This is a genomic window from Litorivita sp. NS0012-18 (assembly GCF_040371945.1).
Classification (GTDB): Bacteria; Pseudomonadota; Alphaproteobacteria; order Rhodobacterales; family Rhodobacteraceae; genus Litorivita.
The window spans coordinates 1-16,130 of sequence record NZ_BAABWS010000009.1; the positions used below are offsets into that span (position 1 = coordinate 1).

The 16,130-nt window shown below is 61.2% G+C and carries 13 protein-coding genes; 9 read left to right on the forward strand and 4 right to left on the reverse strand.

Going from position 1 to position 16,130, the window contains the following annotated elements; translation table 11 throughout:
* Positions 1-138: 138 nt before the first annotated feature.
* Positions 139-579: a MarR family winged helix-turn-helix transcriptional regulator gene (locus ABWV64_RS15765; protein WP_353347013.1), complete on the reverse strand. Its 441-nt coding sequence runs from the start codon at positions 577-579 to the stop codon at positions 139-141.
* A 96-nt stretch (positions 580-675) separates the two neighbouring features.
* On the opposite strand from ABWV64_RS15765, the gene hmgA reads away from it, so the two are divergent.
* The 7 genes from hmgA to ABWV64_RS15800 all read left to right on the forward strand — a co-directional run bounded on the left by hmgA (position 676) and on the right by ABWV64_RS15800 (position 8,543).
* On the forward strand, positions 676-2,037 hold the full coding sequence (gene hmgA, locus ABWV64_RS15770) for a homogentisate 1,2-dioxygenase (protein WP_502902684.1): 1,362 nt from the start codon (positions 676-678) through the stop codon (positions 2,035-2,037).
* Positions 2,034-2,675 (forward strand): maleylacetoacetate isomerase, encoded by a 642-nt coding sequence (gene maiA, locus ABWV64_RS15775; RefSeq protein WP_353347015.1) that lies wholly within the window; start codon positions 2,034-2,036, stop codon positions 2,673-2,675. The genes hmgA and maiA overlap by 4 nt, the downstream gene beginning before the upstream one ends.
* Positions 2,672-3,934, forward strand: a complete 1,263-nt coding sequence (gene fahA, locus ABWV64_RS15780) for a fumarylacetoacetase (RefSeq protein WP_353347017.1) — start codon at positions 2,672-2,674, stop codon at positions 3,932-3,934. The genes maiA and fahA overlap by 4 nt, the downstream gene beginning before the upstream one ends.
* A 44-nt stretch (positions 3,935-3,978) precedes the next feature.
* Positions 3,979-4,929 carry an MBL fold metallo-hydrolase gene (locus tag ABWV64_RS15785; protein ID WP_353347019.1) on the forward strand — a complete coding sequence of 317 codons (951 nt, stop codon included), beginning with the start codon at positions 3,979-3,981 and terminating at the stop codon, positions 4,927-4,929.
* Positions 4,930-4,937: 8 nt separating this feature from the next.
* Positions 4,938-6,554 carry an FAD-dependent oxidoreductase gene (locus ABWV64_RS15790; protein WP_353347021.1) on the forward strand — a complete coding sequence of 539 codons (1,617 nt, stop codon included), beginning with the start codon at positions 4,938-4,940 and terminating at the stop codon, positions 6,552-6,554.
* 4 nt (positions 6,555-6,558) lie between these two features.
* Positions 6,559-6,771, forward strand: a complete 213-nt coding sequence (locus ABWV64_RS15795) for a DUF2783 domain-containing protein (RefSeq protein ID WP_353347023.1) — start codon at positions 6,559-6,561, stop codon at positions 6,769-6,771.
* A 224-nt stretch (positions 6,772-6,995) separates the two neighbouring features.
* Positions 6,996-8,543, forward strand: coding sequence for a carboxylesterase/lipase family protein (locus tag ABWV64_RS15800; RefSeq protein WP_353347025.1), 1,548 nt, complete (start codon positions 6,996-6,998; stop codon positions 8,541-8,543).
* Between the two features lie 44 nt (positions 8,544-8,587).
* Here the strand turns inward: ABWV64_RS15800 and ABWV64_RS15805 are convergent, their stop codons facing one another.
* From ABWV64_RS15805 to ABWV64_RS15815, 3 genes are all read right to left on the reverse strand, one after another.
* Positions 8,588-9,211, reverse strand: coding sequence for a TetR/AcrR family transcriptional regulator (locus tag ABWV64_RS15805; protein WP_353347027.1), 624 nt, complete (start codon positions 9,209-9,211; stop codon positions 8,588-8,590).
* Between the two features lie 19 nt (positions 9,212-9,230).
* Positions 9,231-10,967 carry an aldehyde dehydrogenase family protein gene (locus ABWV64_RS15810; protein WP_353347029.1) on the reverse strand — a complete coding sequence of 579 codons (1,737 nt, stop codon included), beginning with the start codon at positions 10,965-10,967 and terminating at the stop codon, positions 9,231-9,233.
* Positions 10,968-11,078: 111 nt separating this feature from the next.
* Positions 11,079-12,728, reverse strand: a complete 1,650-nt coding sequence (locus ABWV64_RS15815; protein WP_353347031.1) for a GMC family oxidoreductase — start codon at positions 12,726-12,728, stop codon at positions 11,079-11,081.
* A 435-nt stretch (positions 12,729-13,163) separates the two neighbouring features.
* Between ABWV64_RS15815 and ABWV64_RS15820 the strand changes: the two genes are divergently transcribed.
* Both ABWV64_RS15820 and ABWV64_RS15825 read left to right on the forward strand, forming a co-directional pair.
* Positions 13,164-14,114 (forward strand): cyclase family protein, encoded by a 951-nt coding sequence (locus ABWV64_RS15820; RefSeq protein ID WP_353347033.1) that lies wholly within the window; start codon positions 13,164-13,166, stop codon positions 14,112-14,114.
* 176 nt (positions 14,115-14,290) lie between these two features.
* The coding region (locus ABWV64_RS15825) for a diguanylate cyclase domain-containing protein (RefSeq protein WP_353347035.1) at positions 14,291-16,130 on the forward strand (1,840 nt) is incomplete at its 3' end.

Consider the following 16,130-nt stretch of genomic DNA (forward strand, 5'->3'; position numbering starts at 1 on the left):
CCACTACCGTCATCCCTTGCCCTTGCAGAACTTCAACCTGCCGAAGCTTCGATACGATATCTTCAGGTTTCTCTCGTTTCCCAGCCATAACTGATCCTCCAATTTACAGGACATTCTATCCCAGTTGGTGGACCACTTTCAGGGGGCTATTCCACGCGCGTCGCCCTGCTCCATCTGCGCCAGTTTGAGCAAGATCCGGCGCAGGGTGTCTTGGTCTTGCGCGGTAAAGGGCGCCAGCAGGGTTTCGTTATAGCGCTGCGCCTGCGCGACGAGATCGTTAAAGGCGGCCTGCCCCTTGCGCGTCAGGCTCAGCAAATCCTGACGGCGGTCGCTTTGCATCTCCTCGCGCAACAAGAACCGGCGCGCTTCGAGGGCGGCCACCGCGCGGCTGACCTTGGTTTTATGGATCTGGGCCTTGGTGCAGATCGCCGTCGCGGTCAGCGCGCCGTAGCGCCCCAAATGGAACAACACGCGCCATTCGGTGCGCAGCATGCCGTAATTGGCCTTATAGTATTTTTGAAACCCCAAACTGGTCGCTTCGGCGGCCTGATTGAGCAGATAGGGCATGAAATCAGCCAAAGCGAAGGGATCATTTTGCGTCATAGGCGCAGATAAATGGTTGTTAGTTACAAAAGCAACCAATATCCCGAGAGCAACCCAGAGGAGGAAAATCCGATGAACACTGTCCCGCGCCCGCATGGATTGCAAACTGCCGCCAGCCCTGTTGGAACAACGCCGGACTATATGCCCGGTTTTGGGAATGATTTCGAAACCGAGGCCCTGCCCGGTGCCTTGCCGCAGGGCATGAACAGCCCGCAAAAATGCAACTACGGGCTTTATGGCGAGCAACTGTCCGGCACCGCCTTTACCGCGCCGAGCCACCAGAACGAGCGCACATGGTGCTACCGCATCCGCCCCTCGGTCAAACATTCGCATCGCTATACGCGCATCGATCTGCCCTATTGGAAATCCGCGCCCCATGTCCTTGAGGATGTGACCAGCCTTGGCCAATACCGCTGGGACCCTTTGCCCCATGCGCAGGAGCCTTTGACGTGGCTGACCGGCATGCGGACCATGACCACGGCGGGGGATGTGAACACCCAAGTCGGCATGGCCACGCATATCTATCTGGTCACGCAAAGCATGCAGGACGCCTATTTCTATTCGGCCGATTCCGAAATGCTGGTGGTGCCGCAAGAGGGGCGTTTGCGGTTTTGCACCGAATTGGGTGTCATCGACATCGAACCGCAGGAGATCGCGATCCTGCCGCGCGGTCTGGTTTATCGGGTCGAGGTTCTGGAGGGGCCGTGCCGCGGTTTTGTCTGTGAAAACTACGGACAGAAATTCGAATTGCCCGGACGCGGGCCGATTGGTGCCAATTGCATGGCCAACCCGCGCGATTTCAAAACGCCGGTCGCCGCCTTCGAGGACCGCGAGACCCCTTCAACCGTCACCATCAAATGGTGCGGGCAGTTCCATGAAACCCGCATCGGCCATTCGCCCTTGGACGTGGTGGCGTGGCATGGCAATTATGCGCCGTGCAAATACGATCTGAAAACCTATTGCCCCGTGGGCGCGGTGCTTTTCGATCATCCCGACCCGTCGATTTTCACGGTGCTGACCGCGCCTTCGGGGGTTCCGGGCACGGCGAATATCGACTTTGTGCTGTTTCGCGAACGCTGGATGGTGGCCGAGGATACCTTCCGCCCGCCGTGGTATCACAAGAACATCATGTCCGAATTGATGGGCAATATTTACGGCCAATATGATGCCAAACCCAAAGGATTTGTTCCGGGCGGGGTGAGCTTGCACAATATGATGTTGCCGCATGGGCCGGATAAAACCGCCTTTGAGGGCGCATCGAATGCCGATCTGAAGGCCGAAAAACTCGACAACACCATGTCGTTTATGTTCGAGACGCGCTTCCCGCAGCATCTGACCCGCTTCGCCGGTGTCGAGGCGCCGCTTCAGGATGATTATATCGATTGCTGGGAGAGCCTCGAGAAGAAATTCGACGGCACGCCGGGGCGCAAATGAAGCTTTATTCCTATTGGCGCTCGACCACCTCTTTTCGGGTGCGCGCAGCCTTGAACCTCAAAGGCGTGGCCTATGAGATTGTGCCTGTTGATCTGGCCGCTGGGGCGCAGCGGCAGGCGTCGTTTCGCGCCCTCAATCCCAGCGCGGGCGTGCCGGCGCTGGTGCTGGATGACGGCAGCGTCTTGACGCAATCCTTGGCGATTATCGACTATCTCGATGCGCTGTGGCCCGCGCCGCGATTGCTCCCCGCCGATCCGTTGGCCCGCGCGCGGGTTCTGGCGATTGCCCACGGCGTGGCGCTTGATATCCATCCGGTCAATAACCTGCGCGTTCTGGCGGCCCTGTCTGACCGCTTTGGCGCCGATGAGGCGCAAAAGACCCAATGGATGCGCCATTGGATGGCCGAAGGCTTTGCCGCTATCGAGGCGCAGCTTGCCCATGCCACCCTCTTTGCATTCGGCGATGACCCCGATTTGGCCGATCTTTGCATCACAGGCCAATGTTTGAATGCGGACCGCTGGGGCCTGCCTTTGGACCCCTATCCGCGCATCGCGCAAATCCGCGAGGCCTGCATGGGCGTCGCGGCGATCCGCGCCGCCCATCCCGACGTTCAACCAGACCGGAAAGACCCCTCATGACCCTTCTTCGTTCATGGCTCGACAGCGCCAATAGCCCCGATACCGATTTCCCGCTGGCCAACCTGCCCTATGGCGTCTTTTCCGTCGGCGAGGGCGATCTGCGCTGCGGCGTGGCCATTGGCGAGCGGATTTTGGATGCCACCGGATTGGAGGCCGCAGGGATTTTGCGCGCCGATCCGGATGCCGATGTGCTCGACGTGCCCTATTGGAATGACTTCATGGAGCTTGGTCCCAAAGCGTGGGACCGCTACCGCAAGGCACTTGGCGCGCTTTTGGCCGAAGGGGCCGATGAGACCCTGCGCGATGCCTGCATGACCTATTCGGTGCCCATGGCCGAGGCGGATTTGCACATGCCCTTCCGCGTCAGCGAATATACCGATTTCTATGCGGGCAAGCAGCACGCGCAAAACGTCGGCGAGATGTTTCGCGGTAAGGAAAACGCGCTGCCGCCGAACTGGCTGTCGATCCCGATCGGATATAACGGCCGCGCCTCGTCTGTGGTGGTGTCGGGCACCGATGTGACGCGCCCTTGGGGGCAACTCAAATCCCCCGATGAGGCCCTGCCGCGGTTTGCCCCCTGCGCGCGGTTCGATATGGAGCTTGAGCTAGGCGCGATTGTCGGCACGCCCTCGCACGGCATGGTCAGCGTCGCGCAGGCAGACGAGATGATCTTCGGCTTTGTGCTGCTCAATGATTGGTCGGCGCGCGATATTCAGGCGTGGGAATACCAACCGCTTGGTCCGTTCCAAGCCAAGGCCACCGCCACCACCATCAGCCCGTGGATCGTCACCCGTGCGGCGCTGGAGCCCTTCCGCACCCCCACCCCGCCGCGCGATCGGGCGCTTTTGCCCTATCTGGACGAGCCGCGGGCGATGAATTTCGACATCGACCTGTCGGTCACCTTGGCCCCTGCAGGCGGGCAGGAGACCACGATCTGCCGCACCAATGCGCGCGAGCTTTACTATTCGAGCGCGCAGCAGCTTTGCCATCACACCACCAGCGGCTGCCCGATGCGGGTGGGCGATCTGCTCGGCTCGGGCACCATCACCGGCGCGGCCAAGGAGGCGCGCGGCTCGCTGTTGGAACTCAGCTGGGGCGGGGCGGAGCCGATCACATTGGCGGGTGGGCAGAGGCGCAGCTTCCTCGAAGACGGCGACCGGCTGACGCTTTACGGCGCGGCGCAGGGCGCGGGGTATCGCATCGGATTTGGCGCCTGTTCGGGCACCGTCTTGCCCGCGCCTGCCGATCCGATGGCGTGATAATACACAAGACAAAACAGATACTTACCAGAAAGCAGGACGAAATGGCCAAAGCATTCGCATCGCAAGGCGACATGGAAGACAAGAAAATCAGCTTCACCCAGATCGGCGAGGGGCTTTATGCCTTTACCGCCGAGGGAGACCCCAACACCGGCGTGATCATCGGCGACGACAGCGTGATGATCGTCGAGGCGCAGGCCACGCCGCGCCTTGCGCGCATGGTGATCGAAAAGGTCCGCGAGGTCACCGACAAACCGATCAGCCATGTGGTCATGACCCATTATCACGCGGTGCGCGTTTTAGGTGCTTCGGCTTATGGCGCGCATGAAATCATCATGTCGGATGTGGCCGCCGCCATGGTCGAAGAACGCGGCCAAGAAGATTGGGACAGCGAATTCGGACGTTTCCCGCGTCTCTTCCAAGGCCATGAAGAAATCCCCGGTCTGACCCGCCCGACGACGACGTTTTCCGACCGCATGACCGTCTATTTGGGCAAGCGCCGCGTTGATATCATGACCTTGGGCCGTGCGCATACGGCGGGGGATGCGGTGGTTTGGGTGCCGGACCAAGAGGTGATGTTCACCGGCGATATCGTCGAATATCACTCGGCCTGCTATTGCGGGGACGGGCATTTTGGCGACTGGCTCGACACGCTGGAAAACATCGCCGCCTATGAGCCCAAATCCATCGCACCAGGGCGCGGGGATGCCTTGATCGGCGAGGAGATGGTCGAAAAGGCCATCCGCTCTACCGCCGATTTCGTCGAAAGCACCTATAAGCCTGCGGCGCGCGTTGTGGCGCGCGGCGGCACGCTCAAAGAGGCATGGGATGCGGTGCGCGCCGAGTGCGACCCGAAGTTTTCCGATTTTGCCATCTACGAGCATTGCCTGCCGTTCAACGTGGCGCGCGCCTATGACGAGGCGCGCGGCATCGACACGCCGCGCATCTGGACCGCCGAGCGCGACCAACAGATGTGGGAGGCCCTGCAAGGGTAACCGAAGCCATGATCGCCCCCCGATACCAGACCGCCTTTCGCCTCTATCCCTATGCCAAGGTCGCGCAGCAAGAGGCCCCTGCCCCGACCCGTCACCGCGTTGTGATCGTCGGGGGCGGGCCGATTGGCATGGGTCTGGCCTTGGACCTCGGGCGTCGGGGCATCGAATGCCTTGTGCTTGACGATCATGACGGCGTCGGCATGGGCAGCCGCGCGATCTGTTTTGCCAAACGCACGCTCGAGATTTGCGACCGTTTGGGGTGCGGTGAGCCGATGGTGGAAAAGGGCGTGGTGTGGAACGTGGGGCGGGTGTATCGCGGCGAAGAAGAGGTTTATTCGTTCAACCTTTTGCCCGAAGAGGGGCACAAACGCCCCGCCTTCATCAACCTGCAACAGCCCTATTTCGAGCAATTCCTCGTCGCCCAGATCCGCGCGGAGCAAGCCGCAGGCGCGCCCATCGAGATCAGGGGGCAAAACCGCGTCTCGTCGCTCGATCAGCGCGGCGATCACGTGGCGCTGCGCGTGAATACGCCCGACGGGCCCTATGAGGTCGAGGCCGATTATCTGGTGGCCTGTGACGGGGCGAACTCTGCGGTGCGCACCATGATGGGGCTCGATTTCGGGGGGCGGGTTTTCGAGGATAATTTCCTGATCGCCGATATCCGCATGAATGCGCAGTTTCCGGTCGAGCGGCGCTTTTGGTTCGACCCGCCGTTCAATCGCGGCGAAACCGCATTGATGCACAAACAGCCCGATGATGTCTGGCGGCTGGATTTTCAATTGGGCTGGGACATTGACCGCAAGGCCGAGTTGGAGCCCGACCGCATCCGCACGCGCGTCTCGGCGATGATCGGCGCGGATATCGAATTCGATCTGGTCTGGACCTCGATTTACACATTCCGCTGTTGCACCATGGAGACCTACCGCCACGGACGGGTGTTTTTTGCCGGTGACAGCGCCCATCAGGTCAGCCCCTTTGGCGCGCGCGGCGCCAATGGCGGCATGCAGGACATCGACAATCTGGCGTGGAAACTGGCCGCTGTGATCAAGGGCGAGGCCCCTGACGGTTTGCTCGACAGCTATCACAGCGAGCGCAAATATGGCGCGTTGGAGAATATCAAGAACTCGACCCGCTCGGCAGATTTTCTCACCCCGCGCGGCCCTGCCCATCATCTTTTCCGTGATGCGGTTCTCGATTTGATCGAGCATTTCGAGTTTGCCCGCCCGATGGTCAATTCGGGGCGGCTTTCGGTGCCTTGCACCTATGACGGATCGCCGCTGAACGGGCCTGACGCCTTGCCCGATGGTCCGGCGCGCAGCCGTCCGGGCAGCCCCTGTAGCGATGCGCCCTTGGCGCAGGGGTTCTTGCTTGACCATCTGGACGGGTCTTTTGCGATCTTGGCGTTGAATACGGATGTGCCGCGCGACATCACGCTGGCGGGCCTTCGGCTCAAGTGCATCGCGCTTTCGACCGATGCCGCCGGTGCCTTGGCGGCGCGCTATCTGGGGGATAACCCTGCGGCGGTCTATCTGATCCGCCCTGATCAACATGTGGTGGCGCGATGGGCCGGTCTGGATCTTGCTGCGATCGAAGCCGCGCTGACCCGAGCGCTTGCAAGGAGCTGACCCGATGAGCGATCTGATCTTGACGCCCCACCTTGACGATAGCGACGGGTTTTATGCCGCGCTTCTGGAGGCCCATGAGGGGCTGAGCGAGGCCCAAACCCATGGGCTGAACGCACGGCTCGTGTTGATCCTTGCCAATCATATCGGCGATCACGCGGTATTGGAGCAAGCCTTGCGCGCCGCAAGCAAGCCGCTGCAGCCGGGCGATCAGGGCTGATTTGCCACCGTGCGCGCAGGTCGGAGACACGTGCTGCGCCGGAAATGGCGGGCCGAACGGATCGGACGCGGGCCGCGCAGGCCAACCGCCGCCGCTTGACCCAGACACCTATAAATCGTTGCACAAGCGTGCCGCGCCGTCCAATCTATGAGCGGTGTGGGGCGCGGCCATCCGGCGCGCCTGTGAAGCCCGTGCGCCGCAGGGCAAAATGTAAGGTATATGTGATGATTGGCGAGCCGAACCCTCTCTTCTTTCCGGTTGTGCAAACCGCCCAAGGGCGCATGCGCGGCCTCGCGATCAGCGGAGTGAGCATGTTCAAAGGCATCCGATATGGGGCCAGCACCGCAGGGGCCAACCGCTACCGACCGCCGCAACCCCCGCCCGAATGGAGCGGCATCGAGGACCGCACGGCCTATGGCAATTTTGCCCCGCAACATCCCTCTAGCCGCACCCGCCGTTATTCCGATCTGATCCTTTATGACATCCAACCGGGGGGCATGGGTGAGGATTGCCTTGTGCTGAACCTGTGGACCCCGTCCTTGGATGCGGGCGCCAAGCTGCCGGTCATGGTGCATCTGCACGGCGGCGGCTGGTATGGGGGCACCGGAAATTCGCCGCAATTCGACGGGCAGATGGTGGCCGAGACGGGCGAAGCGCTGTTTATCTCGATCAACCACCGCATCGGGTCTTTCGGCTTTCTCGATCTTGAGGCCTTCGGCGATCCTCGGTTTGCCGGATCGGGGTCCAATGGCATGGCTGATGTGGTAGCGGCGCTGGACTGGATCAAGGAAAATATCGCCGCTTTCGGGGGCGATCCCGATAGGGTTCTGGTCTTTGGCCAATCGGGCGGCGGGGCGAAAACCTCGACCCTCTTGGCGATGCCCTCGGCGCAGGGGCTGTTTCACCGCGCGGGCATCATGAGCGGCTCGGCCCTGCGCCTTGGCAACCCTGACGAGACCGCCGCCATGGCCGAGCGGTTTTTGGCCTTGCTCGGCATTGCGCCCGATGCGTTGGAGCGGTTGCAAGAGCTGCCGTTTCAAACCTTGCTCAGCGCACAGATCGAGCTTGAGATGGAGGACCGGCGCAAGGGCGAAGCGCCGCGGGCGTTTTTGCCCGTGGTGCGCGAGGGCGCGCGCATCCCGCTGCATCCTCTGGAGGCCGCGCGGGCGGGCAAGGTCCGCGTGCCGGTGATCATCGGCACGGTTTTGGACGAGCGCAGCTACAGGCGGGTCGATTTCGACATGAGCGCCGCCGAGCTGCGCGCGCAGTTCGCCGCCCATATGGGGCCGCAAAGCGATGACATCCTTGCGCTTTATCGCGCCGAAGATACGGGCGCTGCGCCCTATCTTATGGCCGCGCGCCTTGATACCGACCTGACCTTCCGGCTGGCGGCGTGGATCATGTCCGACGCGCTGGCCCAAGCGGGCACGCCGACATGGGCCTATCTTTGGGCCAAGCCAAGCCGCGCCTTCGGCGGCCAGTTCGGCGCAACACATGGGGTGGATTTGGGCCCCTCCTTGGGCGATATCCGCTTGGGCCTCAACGGTCCGTCGCAAGATTGGGCGCAAAGTGCGGCGATGATGTCGGCGCTTTGGCGCGGGTTTGCCGCGCGCGGCGCGCCGTCGCACGATGCGCTGCATTGGCCCGCCTTTACGGCGGCTCAGCGGCAGACATTGGTCGTCGGCGCGGATGGATCTTTTGGCGCGCAATCCGACCCGCGCGGCGCAATCCGGCGCGCGGTCATGGCGCGCAAAGGGGTCTCGCCCGCGTGATGATCCCTAGCGCGTCTCGAACGGGCGCCGGCGCGGCAGGCAGGTCAGCGCGCGGCGCGGGCGGCGTCGAGTTGCGCGATGATCTGGGCCTCGAACTGATCGACCGCCTGCGCATCGCCCGACAGGTGGCGCTGCAAAAAGAACCGAAAACCGGCATCGAGCATCAGATAGGCGGGCAATGCGCCCTCGGGCGGCAACTTCAGGCGGCGATACATTTGCCCGACCAAGGCGATCAATGCCGTCTCGATCTCGTCGACGACATCGCGAAAGGCCGGATCAAACATCGCCTGCGCGCGAATATCATACCACAACCGGTGGGTTTCGGCCTCGCGCCGGATCGATTGCGCCAGACCGGCGCCGATCACCCGCACCAATTGCGCGCCTTCGGCATCGCCGTAAAGGTTTGCCTCCATCTCCTTGATAAAGGCGGTTTTATAACGCTGCACACAAAAGCCGATCAAATCGACCTTATCCTCGAAATAGTAGTGCAGCGTGCCAACGGACATGCCCGACAATTGGGCAATATCGCGCAAGCTGGTGCGGGCATAGCCGAGCTGCTTGAGCGCATTGACCGCAGACTCGGCCAGTTGCTCTTTCTTGAGCAATCTCTTGGCCGATTTCGCCTCGGCCTGACGGTCGAGGCGGGTGATTTTGTCCAGTCGCGTCAAAGCCTGACCTATCCGTTGTTCATCCGCGCAAAGCATTGACGAAAATACGCGGAAGTTTCAACCAGCTTGGCCGGTATTCGAACCGCGTCAGCAGCCGCCCGAGCACATGCTGGCGGGTGTTGGTGACGAACCAAGGCGGGCGCGGCAAAAGCGTGAAACCGCCCGACAGGTTGTTGCGCGGATAGGGCCGCCAAGGGGCGCTGACCACCACCCGTTCGGGCCGGTCGAACATATAGGTGTTATGGGCAAAGCCGATGCCGCTGCCGACATTGTCGAGCGTATGACCGGGAAAGGCGCCCCATGGACAGGCGGTGGCCAAAAAGGCAAGGCCCGTCCATGCGTTCACCGCAATCGCGCCATAGCGCAGATCGGCGATGATTTCCTCGAACCGCGTCTTGCCGATGCGTTTGATCGTCGCCGGATGGATCAGGATGTTCGCGCCCAATGTGCCGTGCAGGCTGTCATTGGCATAGCGCACCGCCTCGATCAAATAGGCCTCGGGGTTCTCGCCGCCGATCTCGTGGGTGGACAGGGCGGGGGCGAAAACTTCGTTTTGGGTGAACCACTTATCGGCCTCGCCCTGCACCGGCACCACCACACAGGCAGGCGCCGCGCCGCGATCGAATTGCGTGGCGGCCTCGCTGTGGCTGGCAAATTGCGCCATGCGGTCCTCTGCCCCCGGATAATAGGCTTGGCGCGCCTGCAAATTGCCCATCACATCGCGTAGATTGTCGAGCAAGGTTTGTTTGTGCGTCCAGTCGCGCGGCAAGATCAACATCTGGCAGGCGACACAGTTGAAGCCGGAGTTATGCAGCTTTTGCGTGGCCAGATGCTCGGCTTGGAATTGCAGATCGGCGCGGCTCCACGGGCCGGGCACGACGATGGTGGGACATACGGCGCCCAATTCCGAGGTGACGGGTTTGCTGATCTTCGGGGTGCCGGCGGCCTTGTTGGTCTTGCCTTCCTCGCCCGTGCCCCAAACGATGGCATCATGCGAGGCCTCCGCGCCGGTGATGTGGATTTCGTCCACGGCCGGATGGTCACACAGATAGGCCCCCACATCGGCCCCGCCCTTGACGATGCGCAGCGCGCCGCGCGTGATCAGGGGTTTGAGCGCCGCTTCGAGATACTCGGTGAGGTAGTCATTGACGGGGTTCATCTTGAGGATCACCACCTGATGTTCGCCAAAGGCCTTTTGGAACACATCAAGCGGCGCGATCGAGGCGATGTTGCCCGCGCCCAAAACCAGCGCGACCTTGCCCTTGCGCGCGCCATTGGGGATGTCATAGGCGCTGGCGGTCTGGGCGGGCAAATCGGATTTTGTGACCCCGCGCTCCATCCAGACCTCTGCGGTGACCCCCGACAGAAGCAGCCGGTCGAAAATCGAATGGGGCAGCACTTGCACGCTGAGTTGGTCGCTGGCGGTCTGGCGGGTCTTGAGCCGTTTGAGAAAGGCTTTGCCCTCCATCCCCGACAGGGTTTCGATGAGCCCGTTGCACGCCCCCATGACCGCATAGGGCCCCGATATCCATTCCTCGCCCTCAAGCGGCGATCCGGCGGGGATCAATTTGCGCCGCGCGGCGGTCTGCGCCCAGCCTTGGGCGACCTCCATCAGGTTGTCCTTAATCTCCTCCAGCACTTTGATGCGCTCTTGCGGGCTGGTACGCGCCCATGTCTCGCTGGCCGCCGAGAGGGTTTGCAGGTCGCGGTCGAGCGCGGAGAAATCGGGCGAAAGCGTCGGTGAAATCTGGTTCATGGTCTTGGGACCTTTCTTGGGGGGCGCGGGTCGGGCCGCGCAAATGGGGTTGTCCCCGCGCGCGCCATACGGCCAATGGGCCGGCGGCGCGGGGCGTGATCGGTCAGGCGTTTACTGCGCGGCGACCGAAGCGGCGACGCTGTTGATCCCGCGGATCATATCGGCAGCGCGTTCGGCGATCATGATGGTCGGCGCATTGGTGTTGCCGCCGATCAGCTTTGGCATGACAGAGGCATCAATCACCCGCAGGCCCTCCACTCCGTGCACGCGCAGTTGCGGGTCCACCACGGCCATCTCGTCCTTGCCCATTTTGCAGGTGCCGACCGGATGGTAGATCGTATCGGCGCGGGCGCGGATATGGGCCTCCCAATCGGCATCGCTCATATCGTCGGACAGATCGAACATTTCCTTGTCGCGGTATTTGGCCAATGCGGGCGCTTTGAGGATCTCGCGGGTCATTTTCGCGCCTTTGATCGTCACCTCCAGATCGCGCGGGTCCGACAGGAATTTCGGATCAATCCCCGGATCGGCCAAGGGATCGCTGCTTTGCAAGAAGACCTCGCCGCGGCTGTGCGGGCGCAAGGCGCAGACGTGGCAGCTGAACCCGTAGCCCAGATGCAAGTTGCGCGCGTGATCATCGACAATCGAGATGACGAAATGCAATTGGATATCGGGCCGATCAAGCGCCGGATCGGTCTTGAGAAAGGCCGCCCCTTCGGCAAAGGGCGTGGCGATCATGCCCGTGCCATCCTTGCGCCATTTAAAGATATGTTTGGTCAATTGGATCGCGCCCGCCAGACCGATGCCGAAATTATCGGTGTCCTTGGATTTGAAAGTCTGGATGAAATCGAGGTGGTCTTGCAAATTTTGCCCCACCCCGGGCAGGTCATGCACAACCTCGATGCCGTGACGCCGGATTTCTGCCGCCGGTCCAATGCCCGACAACATCAAGAGCTGCGGCGAATTAAACGTTCCGCCGCACAAAAGCACCTCTTTGGCGGCGCGGACCTCTTTGGTTTTGCGGCCCTGACGGTATTGCACACCAACGGCGCGTTTGCCCTCCATCACGATGCGCGTCGCATGGGTGCCGGTCAAACTCGTCAGGTTCTTGCGCGTCTCGCGGATCGGAAAAAGATAGGCCGCCGCCGCCGAACAACGCTCGCCATTGCGGGCTTTGTCGTGGAACTGCGTCACCTGATAGAGGCCGACGCCCTCGTTGTCGCCGGTGTTGAAATCGCTCACTTCGCGGTGTTGGCACTGGGTCGCGGCCTCGACAAAGGCGTGGCTGATCGGGCGCGGCGATTTCTGGTTCGACACCTGCAAGGGGCCGTCCGCGCCGTGGAAGTCATCCGCGCCCTCTTCGTTGTTCTCGGCCTTGCGAAAATACGGCAGGCATTCGTCCCACGTCCAACCGTCACAGCCCAATTCGGCCCATTCGTCATAATCGCCTTTGTGCCCGCGCACATAGAGCATCGCGTTGATGGCGCTCGATCCGCCCAAGGCCTTGCCGCGCGGCTGGTAGCCTTGGCGCCCGTTCAGCCCCGGTTGCGGTGTGGTGTTGAACGCCCAGTTGGACAGCTTCCCATGCCCTGGCAACATGCCGACCACACCGGCGGGCGCACGGATCAAAATGTGATCGCCCTTGCCCCCCGCCTCAAGCAGACACACCCGCGTTGTGCCATCTTCGGTCAGCCGCGCCGCAAGCGTCGATCCCGCCGATCCGCCGCCGACAATCACATAGTCAAATGTCGATTGATCCATTGGTATTATCCCTCCCTTTTGCGGACCTCCCCGTCCGCTTACCAAGAGTAATGACAAATTTTGGACAGTTGTCCAGTTTTATTGACCAAAAGAAATTTGCGGGCGCAAGGCGCCTGCGGATCGGCGGCTTTTTAGCGCCGCAACGGGCGCTGTGATGTTGCAGTGCAGCGACTCAAATGGTTGCCCGAACCGCCGCATTGATGTTGAGTGACCCAAGGGAAGCCCCTTTGCGCCTCTGCGCGGCGGGCGAGGAGAAGGGGGAATACAAGCACATCAAAACGCGGGGCAAGGGTGCGCGCATCGGCGCGCGCTGCGGTTTTGGCCCCCACACCCAAGCCAAAACCCAATAAACCACCGGACCCAGACGCAGAAGGCCCAGAAAAGAGGCCGCAAACCGCGCATAGCGTCCGTTTTACCAACTTAGGAGGAAATACTATGAAATTGACGATCAAATCACTGCTCGTCGCCGGTGCCGCAATGATGGCCAGCGGCGCGATGGCGGCCACCGAATGCGCCCATTCGCAATGGGGGTCGGACGACACGATTGGCTCGGCCAACCTGATCACGCCCGAGAATACGTTGATGGCGGCCAAGCTGGTTAAACAGGGCAAAAGCGTGCCGCTTGGCATTGTCATCGATTCGACCACACCAGCCTTTGCGCCGCGCAGCTTGAGCTTGCAAGTCGTGCAACCCAACCAGCAAGGCGGGCAAAAGCTCGACGGCTTCGGCTATCCTGGCAACTATAATGACGATCTGCTTCAAACATGGGTCGGCATCGGCAGCCAGATCGACGGGTTGGGTCACCTTGGCGAGGCGGGCATGTATTACAACTGCCTCGACGAAAAAGAAATCTCGGCGATCACAGGCCTGACCAAATTGGGCGTGCATGACGTTCCGCCGCTGGTCGGTCGCGGTGTGGTGCTCGATATGGCCAAACACGCGGGCAAAGAGATGCTCGGAGCGGGTGAGAACTTCGGCGAAGAAGAGATCAAAGCCGCCGCGCAAGCGCAAGGCGTTACCTTGGGCAAGGGCGATATCGTGCTGTTCCACACCGGATGGACCGAAGGCATGCTCGAAAAAGATCCCAAAGCATGGGTCTCCGGCGAGCCTGGGATCAACGTCAGCGGATCGCGCTATATGGCCTCGCTCAACGTGATGGCGGTCGGCGCTGACACATGGGGCATCGAGCCGGTGCCGCCACGCGAAGGCGACGGCGTGTTTTACGGTCACGTTGTTTTGCTGCAAGAGGCGGGGATCTACATCCTCGAAACCATGAACACCGGCCCGCTGGTGCGCGACGGGGTCAAGGAATTCATGTTTGTTCTGGGCCAAGCCCGCATTCGCGGAACCGTGCAGATGATCATCAATCCGGTGGCGCTCTACTAAGCGGCTGACCCCATAAGACAACGGCAGGCCGCCATCTGGCGGCCTGTTTCTTGGTCTCGTGCCCCTTGCGCGATTTCGCGGCTTTCGTATGGCGACCGCTGAATGTTAACCTTGATTTAACATTCCTGAAGGAGACTCTGTCGCTCTGTCCATGCGCGCGAAAGGACCGGAAGCGATTGCCCATTCCTAAATGTAAATCGCTGTTGCGGTGTTACTTGCCCACTTTGCTGACGACGCTGGCGGTGATTGGCTTGGCCTACTTTGCCATGCACCAACGCAATACCATCAATGCTCAAACCGAGCGCGACCACGTTCGGGCGCAGTTGCAAACCCAAGCCGCGCAGATCGAAGGCCGCCTCGACGCGATCATTGGCGCGACCAGCGGATTGGTCGCGACGCTTTCGACCGAACCCGAGATGTCCGAAGGCCGCTATAGCGTGCTTGCGCGCGGCATTGTCTCGGCAAGCTCGGGCGTGCGCAATATTGCCGCCGCACGCGATTTGGTGGTCAATCTTATCTATCCGCGCAAAGGCAACGAGTTTGTTTTGGGCCTCGATTACAGCAAGAATGACGCACAACGCGCCGCTGCTTTTCGGGTGCGGGATACGGGCAATTTCATCTTGGCCGGCCCTGTCAATCTGGTGCAGGGCGGGGAGGCGCTGATCGGCCGTTTTCCGGTCTTTGTCGGGACCTCCAATGTCAAACGCTTCTGGGGCATCTTATCCGTCGTTGTTGATCTGCCCAGCTTTTACGCCGAAACAGGGCTGAGCACGCTGGCGGGCGAGCTTGACCTTGTGCTCACGGGCCGCGACGGGCAAATCGAGGACAAGCGCCCCTTTTACGGGTCGGCCGAAACGCTGGCGTCAAACCCTGAAAGCGTCCGCATCGATTTTCTGAACGGGGCTTGGCATCTGTCGGGCGTGCCGCGCGCGGGATGGGGAAATTCGGTCAATAACATGTGGTTCATGCTCAGCGTGATCGTGATCGGCTTGACGATCATCTCATTGACATGTTTCGCAAATTATATCGCATTGCAGCGCGCGAGCATGATCAAGACCTTGCAAGAAAGCGAGGGTCGGCTCGAACACTCCCATGCAGAGATCGAACAGATTGCATTGCAAGATTACCTGACCGGACTGCCGAACCGCAGGTTTTTGGACCAACGCCTGCGCGAGCGAAAATCTCAAGCGCGATACGGGTTGATGATTCTGGATCTGGACGGGTTCAAAGCCATCAACGATGCCTTCGGACACCGCGTCGGCGACACGGTTCTCGTCACGGTGACGAAGCGGTTGCAAAAGGTCATCGGTCCCAATGATTTTCTGGCCCGCAGCGGCGGGGATGAATTTGTGCTGCTTTGTGACAGCCCTGCGCCTCTGACCGGTCCGGACGCAAAGGTATCAGCACGCGCGCGGCTTCACGATCTGGCCACACGGCTGATCGCCTGCTTGGAAGAGCCGATTGAAGCGCATGGCAATGCGATCCGTATGGGCCTGTCGATTGGCATTTGCACCGTCACGCCCGACGAGACGCAATCGGCCGGTCTTTGGCTCAAACATGCCGATCGCGCGATGTATCAATCCAAAAAGGAAGGCCGCAATCGGGCGACATTCTACGAAGATATGGACCATCACGCCGAGGTATCTCGCGTGGATCAGAACGAGTTGCTCAATGCCATCAGTTGCGCGCAGATCTTTCCTTATTACCAGCCTCAGTTCGGCTCTGACGGCGCGACCTTAATCGGTGTCGAAGCTTTGGCACGATGGCAACACCCTTCGGACGGGCTGAAGGCCCCGGGTGATTTTCTCAGCGTTGCGGAAGTGCTCAAGGTCGATAGCGCGATCGACCTGTGCATTCTGGAGGCAAGCGTCAGAGATCTCAAAGACTGGGACGAGGCGGGCATTCATGTGCCCAGCGTGTCGGTCAACCTGTCTTTGCGAAGCCTGAACGATCCGCAGCTTTTGGCCAATGTGGATGCCCTGCAAGCCGACCCATCACGGATTTCCTTTGAGCTTC